The 14,126-nt window shown below is 71.7% G+C and carries 13 protein-coding genes; 2 read left to right on the top strand and 11 right to left on the bottom strand.

Annotated elements, in window-relative coordinates; all coding sequences use genetic code 11:
• Window positions 1-18: 18 nt before the first annotated feature.
• The 8 genes from ACFFIA_RS07455 to ACFFIA_RS07490 all read right to left on the bottom strand — a co-directional run bounded on the left by ACFFIA_RS07455 (window position 19) and on the right by ACFFIA_RS07490 (window position 9,433).
• On the bottom strand, window positions 19-774 hold the full coding sequence (locus ACFFIA_RS07455; protein WP_377247499.1) for an SDR family NAD(P)-dependent oxidoreductase: 756 nt from the start codon (window positions 772-774) through the stop codon (window positions 19-21).
• Between the two features lie 16 nt (window positions 775-790).
• Window positions 791-2,254 carry an aldehyde dehydrogenase family protein gene (locus ACFFIA_RS07460; protein ID WP_377247502.1) on the bottom strand — a complete coding sequence of 488 codons (1,464 nt, stop codon included), beginning with the start codon at window positions 2,252-2,254 and terminating at the stop codon, window positions 791-793.
• On the bottom strand, window positions 2,251-3,087 hold the full coding sequence (locus tag ACFFIA_RS07465; RefSeq protein ID WP_377247505.1) for a polysaccharide deacetylase family protein: 837 nt from the start codon (window positions 3,085-3,087) through the stop codon (window positions 2,251-2,253). The genes ACFFIA_RS07460 and ACFFIA_RS07465 overlap by 4 nt, the downstream gene beginning before the upstream one ends.
• Complete coding sequence (locus ACFFIA_RS07470) at window positions 3,084-3,971, bottom strand: polysaccharide deacetylase family protein (RefSeq protein ID WP_377247508.1); 888 nt, start codon at window positions 3,969-3,971, stop codon at window positions 3,084-3,086. Before ACFFIA_RS07470 ends, ACFFIA_RS07465 begins: the two co-directional genes overlap by 4 nt.
• An 8-nt stretch (window positions 3,972-3,979) precedes the next feature.
• The gene (locus tag ACFFIA_RS07475) at window positions 3,980-5,131 is read right to left on the bottom strand and encodes an ABC transporter ATP-binding protein (RefSeq protein WP_377247511.1); all 1,152 of its coding nucleotides are present in this window, start codon (window positions 5,129-5,131) and stop codon (window positions 3,980-3,982) included.
• 3 nt (window positions 5,132-5,134) lie between these two features.
• The gene (locus ACFFIA_RS07480) at window positions 5,135-6,928 is read right to left on the bottom strand and encodes an ABC transporter permease (RefSeq protein WP_377247514.1); all 1,794 of its coding nucleotides are present in this window, start codon (window positions 6,926-6,928) and stop codon (window positions 5,135-5,137) included.
• 2 nt (window positions 6,929-6,930) lie between these two features.
• Window positions 6,931-8,013: an ABC transporter substrate-binding protein gene (locus tag ACFFIA_RS07485; RefSeq protein WP_377247517.1), complete on the bottom strand. Its 1,083-nt coding sequence runs from the start codon at window positions 8,011-8,013 to the stop codon at window positions 6,931-6,933.
• Between the two features lie 61 nt (window positions 8,014-8,074).
• On the bottom strand, window positions 8,075-9,433 hold the full coding sequence (locus tag ACFFIA_RS07490; protein WP_377247520.1) for a M29 family metallopeptidase: 1,359 nt from the start codon (window positions 9,431-9,433) through the stop codon (window positions 8,075-8,077).
• Between the two features lie 302 nt (window positions 9,434-9,735).
• Here ACFFIA_RS07490 and ACFFIA_RS07495 point away from each other — a divergent pair, with 302 nt between their 5' ends.
• Both ACFFIA_RS07495 and ACFFIA_RS07500 read left to right on the top strand, forming a co-directional pair.
• A complete protein-coding gene (locus tag ACFFIA_RS07495) occupies window positions 9,736-10,059 on the top strand; it encodes a 2Fe-2S iron-sulfur cluster-binding protein (RefSeq protein ID WP_377247523.1) in 324 nt (107 codons plus the stop codon).
• On the top strand, window positions 10,056-11,315 hold the full coding sequence (locus ACFFIA_RS07500; protein WP_377247526.1) for an NAD(P)/FAD-dependent oxidoreductase: 1,260 nt from the start codon (window positions 10,056-10,058) through the stop codon (window positions 11,313-11,315). Before ACFFIA_RS07495 ends, ACFFIA_RS07500 begins: the two co-directional genes overlap by 4 nt.
• On the opposite strand, the gene ACFFIA_RS07505 is transcribed toward ACFFIA_RS07500, so the two are convergent.
• The 3 genes from ACFFIA_RS07505 to ACFFIA_RS07515 are packed head-to-tail and all read right to left on the bottom strand — an operon-like array spanning window position 11,309 to window position 14,106.
• On the bottom strand, window positions 11,309-12,295 hold the full coding sequence (locus ACFFIA_RS07505; RefSeq protein WP_377247529.1) for an amidohydrolase family protein: 987 nt from the start codon (window positions 12,293-12,295) through the stop codon (window positions 11,309-11,311). The two genes, ACFFIA_RS07500 and ACFFIA_RS07505, sit on opposite strands and share 7 nt — an antisense overlap.
• The gene (locus ACFFIA_RS07510; RefSeq protein WP_377247532.1) at window positions 12,292-12,987 is read right to left on the bottom strand and encodes a 4-carboxy-4-hydroxy-2-oxoadipate aldolase/oxaloacetate decarboxylase; all 696 of its coding nucleotides are present in this window, start codon (window positions 12,985-12,987) and stop codon (window positions 12,292-12,294) included. Before ACFFIA_RS07510 ends, ACFFIA_RS07505 begins: the two co-directional genes overlap by 4 nt.
• A gap of 3 nt (window positions 12,988-12,990) precedes the next feature.
• Entirely contained in the window at window positions 12,991-14,106 is a 1,116-nt protein-coding gene (locus tag ACFFIA_RS07515; RefSeq protein WP_377247535.1) for a zinc-dependent alcohol dehydrogenase, read from the bottom strand.
• Window positions 14,107-14,126: the final 20 nt, after the last annotated feature.

Consider the following 14,126-nt stretch of genomic DNA (forward strand, 5'->3'; position numbering starts at 1 on the left):
AAAAGGTTTGCTCGCTCATCAGTGCAGGAACGACCCGCCGTCGACCACCAGCGTCTGGCCGGTGATGAAGTCGCTGTCCGGGGAGAGGAAGAACGCGACCGCGCCGACCAGGTCGGCCGGCGTCTGGGTACGGGCCAGCGCCCGGTCGCGGCTCCCCTCGGCCCGCCGGGCGACCACCGCCGGGTCGGGGTCCTCCTCGCTGAGCGTGCTGCCCGGCGCCACGCAGTTGACCGTGATGTTGTGCGGCCCCAGCTCGCGCGCGAGGGTCTTGGTGAAGCCGAGAATCGCGGCCTTGGAGGTGACGTAGTGGATGCGTCCCGCCGCGCCCTTCAGCGCGGTGCCGGAGCTGATGTTCACGATCTTGCCGTACCCCTCGCGGCGCATGTGCCGGGCGGCGGCGCGTGACATCTGCCAGGTGCCGCGCACGTTGACCCGCATCATCAGGTCCCACTCCTCGACGTCGATCAGGTCGTACGGCGACCGCGACATCGGCACGACCGAGAAGACGGCCGCGTTGTTGACCAGCCCGGTGATCCGCCCGAAGCGCTCGGCGGTGTAGTCGGCCAGCGCGTCGACCCCCGGCTCGTCGGAGATGTCGACCCCGTAGCCGACCGCGGTGCCGCCCTCCCGCCCGATCCGGGCGGCCTGCTCCTTCGCCGCCTCCTCGTCGAGGTCGGCCAGCACCACGCTCGCCCCGTCCGCGCAGAGCCGGCGGGCGTACGCCAGCCCGATGCCGTGCGCCGCCCCGGTCACGATGACGACCCTCTCGGTCATCTCCTGCCCCCCATGGTCAGCCGAGTGTGATGGTGACCGACTTGTGCCGGCCGTAGCTCAACAGCTCGTCCAGGCTGCTCTCCTTGCCTATCCCGCTCGCCTTGAATCCGCCGAACGGCGCGCCGAGCGGCCGCTTGCCGGTGCCGTTGACGGAGACGTACCCGGTCTCCACGCGCCGGGCGGTGCGGATCGCGGTGCTGATGTCGCGGGTCCAGATGTTGCCGGTCAGCCCCAGCTCGATCGCATTGACGTCGGCGAGCATCACCTCCTCGTCGTGCCACTCGAGGATCGACAGCACCGGGCCGAAGATCTCCTCGCGGGCGATCCGCATCGACATGTCGACCCGGTCGAAGACGGTCGGCTCGACGAACCAGCCGCGGCTCAGGTGGGCCGGGCGGCCGCCCCCGAAGCGCAGCCGGGCGCCCTCGGCGCGACCCGCGTCGAGGTACCCCAGAACCCGCTCGTAGTGGGCGCGGAAGCTGAGCGGGCCGACGGCGGTCGCGGGGTCGAGGGGGTCGCCGACCCGCAGGCCGGCGAGCTTCTCCAGCAGCGCGCCGGTGAACGCCTCGGCGACGTCCCGGTGCACGAACGCCCGCGAGGTGCTGCCGCAGGACTGCCCGGCGGAGCGGGAGAAGTTCATCGCGGCGACCGCGCCGGCGGCGGCCGCGACCGGGTCGGCGTCGGGGAAGACGATGAACGGGTTCTTCCCGCCCAGTTCCAGGCTCACGTGCTTGATCCCGGGGGCGGCGGCGCTCAGGACCCGCTGCCCGGTCGGCACTCCCCCGGTGAACGCGACCCTCGGCACGCGGGGATGCTCGGCCAGTGCCGCGCCGGCCCGGTCGCCCCGGCCGGTGACCACGTTGAACACTCCGGGCGGCAGCAGGTCGCGCACCAGCCGGCCCAGGTGCAGCGCGGAGAGGGAGCTGTTCTCGCCGGGCTTGAGCACGACCGCGCAGCCGGCGGCGAGCGGGGCGGCCGACTTCGCCGCGGCGAACTTCAGCGGATGGTTGAAGGGCACGATCCGGGCCACCACCGGGTACGGGACGAACTCGGTGTAGGTGAGCGCGTCCGGTCCACTGGGGATGGTCTGCCCCTTGGCCTCCGGGCTGACGCCGGCGAAGTACCGGATCTCCTCGGCGGCCGAGACCGCGTCCGCCCGCATGCTCTCCCGCGTGTTGCCGCCGTCGAGCGCGTCGAGCAGGGCGAAGTCGTCGGCGTGCGCCTGTACGACGTCGGCCACCTCGCGCAGGATCCGGGCCCGCTCGGCCCAGCGCAGGTCGCGCCAGGTGGGCGAGGCAGCGGCGGCGGCCGTCACCGCGGCGTCCACATCGGATGGTGTGGCGTCCGGGATGGCGCCGAGCACCTCCTCGGTGGTGGGATCGACCACGGGCAGCTCGGCGCCGTCGCTGGCCGGCACGAGCTTGCCGTCGACGAGCATGCCCGGCACCGCGAGGTGCTCGGGGATCCGATGCGCGGTCATCGGGCCTCGGCCGGCGTGCCGGAGCGGCGGTCGAAGTACTGGGCGACCTCCAGGTGGGTCGCGTAGTACACGCCGTCGTGCCCGGCCATGTGGGCCAGGAGGTTGTCGATCGCCTTGGCGCGGCTGGGCCGGCCGGTGATGTACGGGTGCAGGCAGAGCGTCAGCAGCTTCTGCTCCCGCTCGCCCTCCCGGTACAGCCAGTCGAACTCGTCCCGCCACGCGCCGAACACCTCGGCCGCCGCGTTGTACCGGCCGGTGTGCAGCGGTGTCGCCACCGGGCAGCCGACCCACGGCGCGTCGCCGTTGAAGCCGCGCGGGATCTCGATGTACGAGCCCCGGCCGGGGCGGTGCATCCGGTACGGCGACTCGTCGTCACGCGTGGTGGTGTCGTAGTAGAAGCCGTGGTCGGCCACGAAGTCGAGCGTGTGCTTGCTCGGGAAGCAGGTGCGGAAGCCGACCGGCGCGGTCCCGTAGAACTCGCCGAACATCCGCTGCATGTGCCCGAACATCTCGTTCTCCGCCTCGGGGGTGAGCCGGTCGAGGTGCTCGTGGTGGATGGTGTGCGCGGCGATCTCGTACGGCCCCTTCTCGATCTCCCGGCACGCCCGCGGGTACGACTTGAGCAGCGCCGCGCAGATGAAGAAGGTGGCGTTGACCTCGTACCGGGAGAAGATGTCCAGCATCCGCCACACGCCGCGCCGGCCGCCGTACTGCCGCTCGTGGTAGTCCCAGAAGTCCGGCGTGTCGGCGGTCAGGTACTCCGCGTCCTCCTCGGCCTCGAAGTCGAAGCTGATCGCGACGATGACCCGGGCGTTGTCGATGCTCGTGCTCATGCGGACTCCAATGCCTCGTCGGGGCTGACGAACCACTCCTCGTGCCCGCCCAGCCACTCGGCCACGTCGCCGAAGCGGGCCGGCCAGGCACTCGGCTCCAGCTCGCCGGCGGCCGCGAGGACGGCGTCGAGCATGCCGAGGTCGGCCGGGCGGCCGGTGTACGACGGGTTGAAGGTGAAGACGGCCAGCCGGGCGTACCGGGCCGACTCGCGGCCGAGCAGGTCGAGCTCGTCCAGGTAGACCGACCGGACGGCGGGCATCAGCTTCACCGGGCCGGGGAACGGGCTGTAGTAGTTGTAGTCCGCCGCGCCGCCGAACGGGATCTCCAGCAGCGGGCCGCCCGGCAGGGGGAACCGGGCGACCCGCTCGTCGTTGCGCAGGCTGCTGTCCCACCGCAGCCCCGCCTCGCGGAGCGCGGCCAGGGTCAGCCGGGACGGCCGGGAGAACGGCGTGCGCCAGCCGGTCACCGGCGCGCCGGCGGCCTTGGCGACCGCCTCGACGCCCCGCCGGATCTGCTCCCGCTCGTGGTCCGGCGCCATGTCCCAGTGTGGAGCGAGCGTGTAGCCGAGCGGCGCCACCTCGTGCCCGGCCGCCGCGATCTCGCCGACCACGCCGGGGTGCGCCTCGGCGGTGAGCCCGTTGACGAAGAACGTGGCCCGCGCGCCGTGCCGGGCCAGCACGTCCAGGACGTTGGCGTAGCCGCGCCGCACACCGAAGTCCACTGTGGAGCCGATGATCTGGAGGGCGTCGAAGGAGTCGGTGCTCCACATCTCGAAGCCGAGGCAGAGGGCGAGGCGGTGCCCCTCCGGCCACTCCAGGCGGTCCGGTGCGGGGAGCTGTTCGTCCGGGTTGAGGTGCGGGGACACGCGAAACTCGTAAGCCATCGGTCTGGTCACCTTCCGCTCGGCTCGGCCGCGACGTCCTGTTCGGCCGCCTCCACGTCCCGCTCCGCCCCGGCCGGGAAGACGAGCGGATGGGTCGGTGCGAAGTGGATCTCGTCGCCGACCGTCACCTTGGAGGCGTCCCACGGGTCCAGTGCCACGGTGGCGGTCAGCTCCCCCGCCGCGGCGCTGACGTGCAGCGTCTCGCCGAGGAAGACCGCCTCGGTGACGCGCCCGGTGGCGATGTTCGGCCCGCCCGCGGCGGTCGGCTCGACAAGCCGTACGTTGTGCCGCCGGAAGAAGAACGCGGCCGCCCGCCGCTCCCCCGTCCACCACTGTGGACGGTCCACCTCGAAGGTGCCGAAGTCGTTGCGCAGCCGCACCTTCTCCCCGTCCGCCCCGAGGCTCGCGGAAAGCCAGAGGTTTGACGAGCCGAGAAACGAGGCGGTGTACGGGTCGCGCGGCGCCTCGTACAGCTGGCGCGGCGAGCCGGACTCCACGATCCGGCCGTCGCGCATCAACACCACCGTGTCGGCCAGCCCCATCGCCTCGGTCTGGTCGTGCGTGACGAAGCACATCGTCAGGCCGAGCCGCCGTTGCAGGCCGCGCAGCTCGCCGCGCATGTCGTCGCGGAGCTTGGCGTCGAGGTTGCTCAGCGGCTCGTCGAGCAGCAGCACGTCCGGCTCGGCGACGATCGCCCTGGCCAGCGCCACGCGTTGCTGCTGGCCGCCGCTCAGGTTGGGCGCGAGCCGGTCGGCGAGGTGGGCCAGGCCGACCAGCTCCAGCGCGGTGGTCACCTTCTTCTCGATCGCGGCGCGGGCGACCGAGCGGCAGCGCAGCGGGAACGCCACGTTCTCCTTGACGGTCATGTGCGGCCAGATCGCGTACGACTGGAACACCATGCCGAGGTCGCGCTTGTCCGGCGAGACGTTCAGCCGGCGGGCCGAGTCGTAGACGACCCGCTCGCCGAGCTGGATGCGGCCGCTGTCCGGGCTCACCAGGCCGGCCACGCAGCGCAGGGTCGTGGTCTTGCCGCAGCCGCTCGCCCCGAGCAGCGTGACCACCTCGCCGGCCGGCACGGTGAACGAGATGTCGTCGACGGCCGCCGACGCGCGCCTGCCCGCGGTGCCGTACGACTTGACGAGCTTCTCCACCTCGATCACGGGTCAACTCCCCACTCTGGCCCGGTAGTGCCGGGAGACCGCGAGCGCCCCGAAGTAGAGGACGCCGAGCAGTACGAACATGAGCACGCCGACCGCGCTGGCGTACCCGACGTCGCCGCGTTGCCAGAAGCCCCAGATGAGCGTGGAGAGCACACGGTTGCTGGGGCTGTAGAGCATCAGCACCATCGCCAGCTCGCGGATCGAGACGATCGACGCCCAGAACGCGAGGTTGACGACGGCGGGCGCGAGCAGCGGCACGAGGATGGTCCGCAGGATGCGCAGCCGGCTCGCCCCGCTCACCGCCGCCTGGTCCTCCAGCTCCGGCGAGAGCTGCATCTGCGCCGCGATCAGGGTTCGCGAGCCGTACGCGATGAACTTGGTGACCAGCGCGAGCACGAGGATCAGCACGGTGCCGTAGATCGGCGTACGGATGTACCCGAAGATCAGCGCGAGCCCGATGACGAGCGCCGGGATGGTCAGCGGCAGGAAGCTGACGATGTCGAGCGCGCGGACCCAGCGCCGGTGCACCGGCGGGCGGACCACCAGCCAGGAGATCAGCACGCAGAGCGCGATCGTGATCAGCGCCGCGGCGACCGCCATGAGCAGCGTGTTGCGCAGCATCCCGCCGATGCCCGGGTAGTCGAGCAGCGCCCGGTACGTCTTGAGCGAGGCGGCGTCGAGGGCGGCGCGGGACGGGGTGCGGTAGTACACGAAGAGGCTGGACCAGACCATCATCGCCAGCGGCAGCACGACGGCGACCAGCACGTACACCGTGCAGAGCGCGGTGATCGGCCACCGGGCGGCGCCGAGCGGGAGCCGGATCGGCCGCCACGCCTTGCCGGTCACCGTGACGTACTTCTCCGAGCGGCGGGTGACCCGCTGGTACAGCGCGAGCAGGATCAGCGCGACCGCGAGCAGCAGGACCGACAGCACGCTGGCCAGCGCGTAGTCCGGACGGCCGCCGCCCTGCGGATGGGCGGCGAAGTAGATCTGCGTGCTGACCACGGTCTGGCGGGCGGTGAGCCCGAGCGTGGTCGGGATCTCGAACGTCTCCAGGACCCAGATGGCGTAGTAGATGAGCGCGCCGAGCAGGGCGGGCACCATCAGCGGGACGGTGATCCGGGCGGTGGTGCGGCCGAAGCTCGCGCCGGAGACCCGCGCCGCCTGCTCGAACGTCGGGTCGACCATCGCGAAGGTCGCGGCGATCATCAGGTACGCGAACGGGACGATCGCGATCCCCTGCACGAAGATCATGCCCCAGATCGAGTACACGTTGAGCGGCCCGGAGTCGGCGTCGCTGCCGACCAGGCCGCGCAGCGTCACGTTGATCAGCCCTTGGCGCGGCGACGCGAGCGTGGTCCAGGTGATCGCGTAGATCATGCTGGGGATCGCCATCGGCACCACGATCAGGAACCGGAACACGTTGCGCGCCGGCAGGTTGGTGCGCTCGATGAGCCAGCCCAGGACCATCGCGATGCTCAGACCGACCGCCAGCGAGCCGCCGGTGAACAGCAGCGTGGTGCCGAGCAGCGAGAACGTCTGCCCGGAGGTGAGCACGTCGACGTAGGTGGGGAAGCCGAACGACTCCTGCTCGAACGGCAGCACGTTCGGGTCCTCGCCGAGGCTGGCGTAGATGAGCATGCCCAGCGGCAGCACCACCAGGTACAGCACGACGAGGAAGACCGCGACGAAGAGCCCGACCCTGGCTCCACCGCGGCGCCGCCAGGCACGCGGCTCCCTGGACCGGGGCGGTGGGCCTGTGCGCACCCCGTCCGCGGGAGTCAACGTGGTCGTCATGCTCAGCCGAGCCCGGCCATCTTGCTGGCCGCCTTGGTGTTGGTGTCGACCCCGAGCGCGACGTTCTTGTCGTCGTCGCAGAGGATGGGCGCCCCGGTGTCGAGCATCTCCTTGGAGTAGGCCGGGATCCAGGGTCCGGTCAGGCGTTCGGGAAAGAGGTTCTGCCCCTTGTACGCCTCCATCGACTCCGGCGAGTTCAGCCACACCGACAGCAGCTTGGCCGCGTTGGGGCTCTTTGCGTTCTTGAGCACCACGTTCTGGAAGTTGGTGCAGAGGATCGGGTTGGGGACCACGTAGTCGACGCTCGCCCCGGCCTCCTTCATCTCCATCGCGGAGGAGGTCAGCAGCGTGAACCCGACGTCGGCCTCACCGCTGGCGACCGCCTGCCCGACCGGTCCGGCGCCCTTGATGACGAGCGGCTTCTTGGTGAGCAGCCGGTCGAGCAGGGCCAGGCTCTGGTCCTGGCCGATCGAGGAGGCCATCAGCCCGAACGCCCAGCCGCGCGACTCCAGCACCAGCCTGCCGTCGTTGAGGCGGGTCGAGTCGGCCAGTCCCTCCAGCGTGGTCGGCACCTCCTGGCGCTTGATCTTCTCCGGGTTGTACGCGATGGCCAGCGTGTAGTTGAGGAAGCGCAGGCCGCGACCGTCGAACATGGCGTCGTCGGCGGGGGCGCCGTACTGCGCCCAGTCGACCTTCTCGGCGAGGTCGCGGTCGAGCAGCGGTACGGCCGAGGGCACGCCGATCATCGCGAGGTCGGCGCTCGGCGCGTTGCCGGAGACCGTCTCGCTGATGATCTTCTCGACCGCCTCCTCGGGCTGGATGAGGACGGGCTCCACCTTGATGCCCGGGTAGGTCTTGCTGAAGGACTCCATCACCTTCGCGATGACGGGCGGGTCGTCCGAGGTCCAGTACGTGACGGTGCCCTCCTGGCGGGCCGCGTCGTAGAGCTGCTGAAGCGCCGGCGGGAGGCCGGTCGCCGGCTCGCCCGAGCCGGTGCCCTCGGCGCTGTCGCCACACGCGGCGGCGGAGGCGACCACGAGCGACGCGGCGACCGCGGCGATCGAGGAGCGGGTCCTTCTACCCATGGTGGTGTCCAATCAACGCAGGTGGTGCGGGAACGCCGGCCTCCCCCGGGCACGAAGCGGGCTACCCGTACACGTACTTGGCGGGATCGGCGGCGTAGTCGGCGTACCGACCGGCCGCGGTGATTCCGGGGACCTGCGCCGTCCACAACTCGGTGAGGAGAGCGGACGGGTCGCCGAACTCGGCGGCGTGGGCGCGGACCTCCGGGTCGTCGAGCACGGCCAGCCGGCCGTCCTTGATGACGGTGATCTTCTCGTTCGACTTCGTGGTGATGGTCAGGGTCGCGAAGTTGAGGTGGACGTGGAGGTGGCCGTAGACCAGCTTCTGGTCGGCGGCCCAACGCTCCTCTTCGCCGCCCCAGCGCGTGCCGAATCCCATGTGGACGATGCCGCTGCGGCGCCGCTCCCACTCGAACCCGCCGGAGGAAAGGCGGGAGATGTCCCGGGGCCGCACGATCAGCGGATGCGTGCCGATCGCGACCTCCCACAGGTAGAACAGGCCCGGGGCGGGGAAGCAGGGGTACTTGATGTCGCGCGACTCGGCGAGCAGGTCGCGCCACGCGTCGCCGTATCCGCCACCGCCGTCGGCCGTGACGACCTTGCCCTTCTCCAGCGTGAGGACGATCCGCGGGTACGCCTTGGAGAAGTGGTTGGTGGTGCCCGCCACGACTCCCTCGGCGTCCTCCTCGGGCAGGATCGGCGTGGGCCCGTGCGCGAGCAGGTGCCCCCAGAAGGGCTCGGTGCCGTAGCTGCGCCGCGTGCCGTCGAAGTATCCCTCGTGCAGCGTGTACGTCAGGTCGGTGCCCTCCGGGTCGGTCAGGTGCACCCGCCCGCCCACGCCCACGGTGTGGAACGGCTCCCACGCCTTGCGGTTGATCAGCTCGTGCAGGCTGCGCGGGTACCGGTTGGCCTCGGCGACCAGGTGCTCGAGGGAGAGCCAGGGGATCGCCTCGTACCGGTGCGGCGTGGCGGGGATGCCGCCGCCCTTCTTGTGCACGAGCAGGTCGTAGTTGCGCGTGCGGGCCAGCTCCTGCACCCACGGCACCGCGTCCCACCGGCGCGGGTTGAGCTTGCGGTCCTCGCGGCGGATGAGCACGCCGATCTCGTCGAACTCGGTGAACGGGCGGTCCGGTCCGATGTCGACGATCACGATGTCGACCGAGGCGCCGCGCGCGCGGAGGGCGTCGGCGATCGGCAGGACCGCGTCGTACTCGTACTGGTTGTCGATGCCGATCAGGACCCGGTCGCCGGGACCGGTGCGGTTGTAGCCGATGAAGCCCGCCGCCGTGCGCCGGATCTCGTCCTCACCGACCAGGTGGGCGGCGATCCCGTCGGCGGTCAGCTCGGGATCGCCCGCGTGGAGGTCGCCCGCCCCGCCCGCGTGGGCGCTGTCGAAGTGGCCGTCGCTGCCGTCGCCGCACATGTGCCGCTCCCTTGCGTACTGGCCAGCCCACGTCAAGGTCTACTGGTCTAACCATTTATTTGTTTTCTATCACACACCTGTTACCAACGGAAGGCGCGGCACCTCAACCGGCACGAGATCGTGATCTTCCCAAACCTCTCCTGACCTGCCTAGGGCGCGTTTCATGAGGCTCGGTCATGTCCTCACAAAACACGCCCCAACACGGGAGGCCCGTGATCAAGACCCACGTTGTCACGTCCCGGCTTTGGTAGTATGGTTAGGCCATTCATGCCGTGCTGCGACGCCCTAAGAGGTGACCGTTAGTGCCCACAGTGACCTTCCTCGGCCCCTCCGGCGCGGCCCGGGCCGTCGAGGCCCGCGCGGGCGACTCGCTGATGGCGGTCGCGGTGCGCAACGGCGTGCCGGGGATCATCGGCGAGTGCGGCGGAAACGCCTCCTGCGCGACCTGCCACGTGTACGTCGACGACGCTTTCCTGGCCCGGGTCGGCCCGCCCAACGAGCTGGAGGAGGACCTGCTCGACCTGGGCGTCAGCGACCGCCGCGAGTCCAGCCGCCTGGCCTGCCAGATCGCCGTGTCGGAGGAGCTCGACGGCCTGGTCGTGCACACCCCGGACGAGCAGCGGTGACCGGCGGCGCCCTGATCGTCGGGGCCAGCCAGGCTGGCGTGCAGCTCGCCGTCTCCCTGCGCCAGGCCGGCTACCGGGGGCCGGTCACGCTCGTCGGCGCAGAGCGGCATCCGCCCTACCAGCGGCCGCCGCTCTCCAAGGCGTTCCTGACCGGCAAGGCCGACGCGGCCACGCTGGAGCTGCGCACCACCGACTTCTACCGCCAGCACGGCATCGACCTGGTCACCGGCGAGCGGATCACCGGCATCGAGCTGGACGAGGCCGGCACCGGGCTGGCCCGCACCGCCGGCGGCCGCACACTTCCCTTCGACCGGCTGGCCCTGACCACCGGTGCCCGCACGCGCCGGCTGGAGGTGCCCGGCGCGGGGCTGGCGGGCGTCCTGCACCTGCGTGAGCTGGACGAGGCGGAGCGGCTGCGCCGGCGGCTGACCCCCGGCGCCCGCGTCGTGGTCGTCGGCGCCGGCTTCATCGGCCTGGAGACCGCGGCCGCCGCCACCGCCCTCGGCGCGCACGCCTGCGTGGTGGAGGCCGCCGACCGGGTCATGTCCCGCGCCGTCGCGCCACCGATCTCCGCGTTCTTCCAGCAGGCCCACCTGCGCCGAGGCGTCGAGGTCCGGCTGGAGGCGGGCGTGGTGGAGCTGACCGGCGCGCACGGGCGGGTCACCGGCGTGCGGCTGGCCGACGGCACCGTGTTGCCGGCCGACACCGTGGTCGTCGGCATCGGCGTCGTGCCCCGCACCGCCCTCGCCGAGGAACTCGGCCTGGCCTGCGACGGCGGCGTGCTCGTGGACGCCTGCGGTCGCACCTCGCGACCGTCCGTCGTGGCCGCCGGCGACTGCGCCCGCGCGCCGCATCCGACCCTCCCCGGCCAGCGCGTCCGCCTGGAGAGCGTGCCCAGCGCGATCGCGCAGGCCCGGGCCGCCGGTGCCACGCTCGCCGGCGCCCCCGAGGCCAACGAGGAGGTGCCCTGGTTCTGGTCCGACCAGTTCGACCTCAAGCTCCAGATGGCCGGGCTCGCCGACGGGCACGACCGCTACGTGCTGCGCGGCGAGCCGGCGGCCGAGCGCTTCTCGGTGCTGTACTACCGCGAGGGCGCCCTGGTCGCGGTCCACTCGGTCAACGCGCCCGCCGACTACCTGGCCGGCCGCGCCGCCCTGGCCCGGGGCGCCTCGATCCCGGCGGAGCTGGCCGCCGACACCGGCACGAGCCTCAAGGCGCTCGTCACGCCGGTCGCCGCCGTACCGGCCGCTCAATAGGCCAGCCGCGGATAGACCCGCCGCGCGTTGCCGGCGTACACCTTCGCCCGCTCTTCCGGGGCCAGCTCCAGCCGTTCGACGTACCGTCTGGTGTCGTCCCAGGAGCCGCCGGTGTTCGGGTCGACCCCGCGTACCGCGCCGAGCATCTCCGAGGCGAAGAGCACGTTGTCCGGGCCGATGACGTCGAGCAGCAGCCGTACGCCCGGCTCGTGGTAGACGCAGCTGTCGAACCAGACGTTGTCGAGCAGGGACGCCGGGTCGCGCCAGCCGTACCGCTCGGCGAGCCCGCGAAAGCGCCCCCAGTGGTACGGCACCGCGCCCCCGCCGTGCGGGATGACCAGCCGCAGCCCCGGGAAGCGGTCGAACAGGTCGGACTCCAGCAGCTGGACGAAGGCGGCGGTGTCGGCGTTGAGGTAGTGGGCGCCGAGCGTGTGCGCGTTCGGGTTGCACGAGGTGGAGACGTGCACCATCGCCGGTACGTCCAGCTCCACGAGCACCTCGTAGAGCGGAAACCAGGCGGGGTCGGTCAGCGGGCGGCCGGACCAGAAGCCGCCGGACGGGTCCGGGTTGAGGTTGCAGCCGACGAAGCCCAGCTCCGCCACGCACCGGCGCAGCTCGTGGATGCTGGCGCTCAGGTCGCCGTCGGGCGTCTGGGGCAGTTGGCAGGCGCCCGCGAACCGGCCGGGAAACAGCTCGACCACGCGGCGTACCAGGTCGTTGCTGACCCTGGCCCAGGTGGCCGCCACCGCCGGATCGGGCTCGTGGTGGCCCATCGCCGACGCCTTGGGCGAGAAGACGACGAGGTCGATGCCGCGCTCGTCGAGCAGGGCCAGCTGCCTGCCCGCCACGCTCTCCCGGATATCGTCGTCCGATATGGACGGTGGTGGCACCGGATCGCCGCCGGCCCCGAGCTGCGCCGCGCGGAAGCGGTCCAGCGCCGCGGGAGCGGTGGTGTAGTGGCCGTGGCAGTCGATGATCATCGGATCTCCGGGTCCGGATGGTCTACATAGGTCAGTCCCTTGCGGCGCAGGCGCTCGCGCATCCGCGACACGTCGAGGCTCAGCTCCCCCGCCGCGTACCGCGCCCGCGCCTGCGCCTCCCGGGCGTCGCGGGCGCGCGCCTCCTCGACCACCTCGGCCGCCGTCGCGCGGGGTACCACCACCACGCCGTCGTCGTCGGCGATCACCACGTCGCCGGGGTGCACCGCCTGCCCGGCACAGACCACCGGCACGTTCACGCTGCCGAGCGTCTCCTTCACCGTCCCCTGCGCGGAGACGTACCGGGACCAGACCGGGAAGCCCATCTCCGCGAGCCGGGCCACGTCGCGGCAGCCGGCGTCGATGACCAGGCCGACCACGCCCCGGTACCGCGCGGCGGTGGCCAGCAGCTCGCCGAAGTAGCCGGCGTCGCAGGGCGAGGTCGGCGCGACGACCAGTATGTCACCGGGCTGGCACAGCTCCATCGCGACGTGCAGCATCCAGTTGTCGGCCGGCGGGACGCTGATCGTCACCGCGCTGCCGGCGACGTGCGCGCCCGGGTAGATCGGCCGGATCGCGGCGGCGAGCAGGCCGGTGCGCCCCTGCGCCTCGTGCACGGTGGCGACGTCGAGCGCGGCGCAGGCTTCCAGGACGCCGGCGTCGGTGCGCGGCGGGTTGCGGACCACTGTGGACATGACTCAGGCCTTTCCCCACGGCAGCACCGACACGTGCACGACGTCCTGCCCCGCCTCGCCGCCGACGCTGCGGATCGCCTCCGGCACCTCGTCGATGCCGAAGGTGTGCGTGGTCAGCCGCTCCAGCGGGAAGCGGCGCGACGCGAGCTGGGAGATGGCCAGCTCGCAGGAGCGGTAGCTGTGGCCGCGCGCGCTGCGCAGTGTGATGGCCTTCTCGGTCATCAGCTTCACCGGGAAGTCCGGGAAGCTGGCCATCTCCCCCTGGATCAGCAGCGTGCCGCCGCGCCGCTTGAGCACCTCGATGCCGAGCACGACCGGGGCGGTGCCGGCCCCGGCCGTGCAGTCCAGGACGACGTCGACGCCACGGCCGTCGGTCAGCTCGGCGACCCGGGCCCGGACGTCCTCCGCGTCGACGTCCACGACGTGGTCGGCGCCGAGCTCGGTGGCGAGCCGCAGCCGCGCCGTGTCCCGGGCCGTACCGGTGACGATGATCTGCGACGCGCCGGCCTGCTTGCACGCCACCACCTGGGAGAGGCCCTGCTGCCCCGGCCCCTGCACCAGGACCCGGCTGTCGTACCCGACACCGGCGTCGAAGAGTGCCCACTCGATCCCGTTCGAGAGCGGGGTGATGATGCCGGCCAGCTCCATCGACAGGTCGGCGGGGACCCGGTGGATCACGGCGTTCCAGGGCAGGTACATGTAGCCGGCGAAGCCGCCCCACAGGTGGTACGGGTTCTGCGCCGAGGTGTAGCCGTACCGCCGCGCGTCCGGGTTGGTCCGCCAGTCGGTGGCCGCGCAGTGGCGGTACTCCCCCAGGTGGCACCAGTCGCAGGTGAAGCAGGGCACGTAGTGCTCGACGAAGACGCGGTCCCCCTCGGCGAAGCCCTTGCGGCGGGTGAAGTCCGGCCCGGCGCGCACGATCGTCCCGACGTTCTCGTGGCCCATGATGACCGGGTCGGTGATCACCGGCTTGCCGTACATCTTCACGTCGGTGCCGCAGATCCCGGCCACCTCGACCCGTATCAACGCCCCGTCGGCGGGGATGTCGGGCAGCGGGAACTCCCGCATCTCGATGGTGCGCGCACCGGTCCGTACGGCCGCGAGTACCTTTTCTGTCACCTCGCTATTATGGTCTAACC

This window comes from Phytohabitans kaempferiae (assembly GCF_042433955.1).
In the GTDB taxonomy this organism is placed as follows: domain Bacteria; phylum Actinomycetota; class Actinomycetes; order Mycobacteriales; family Micromonosporaceae; genus Phytohabitans; species Phytohabitans kaempferiae.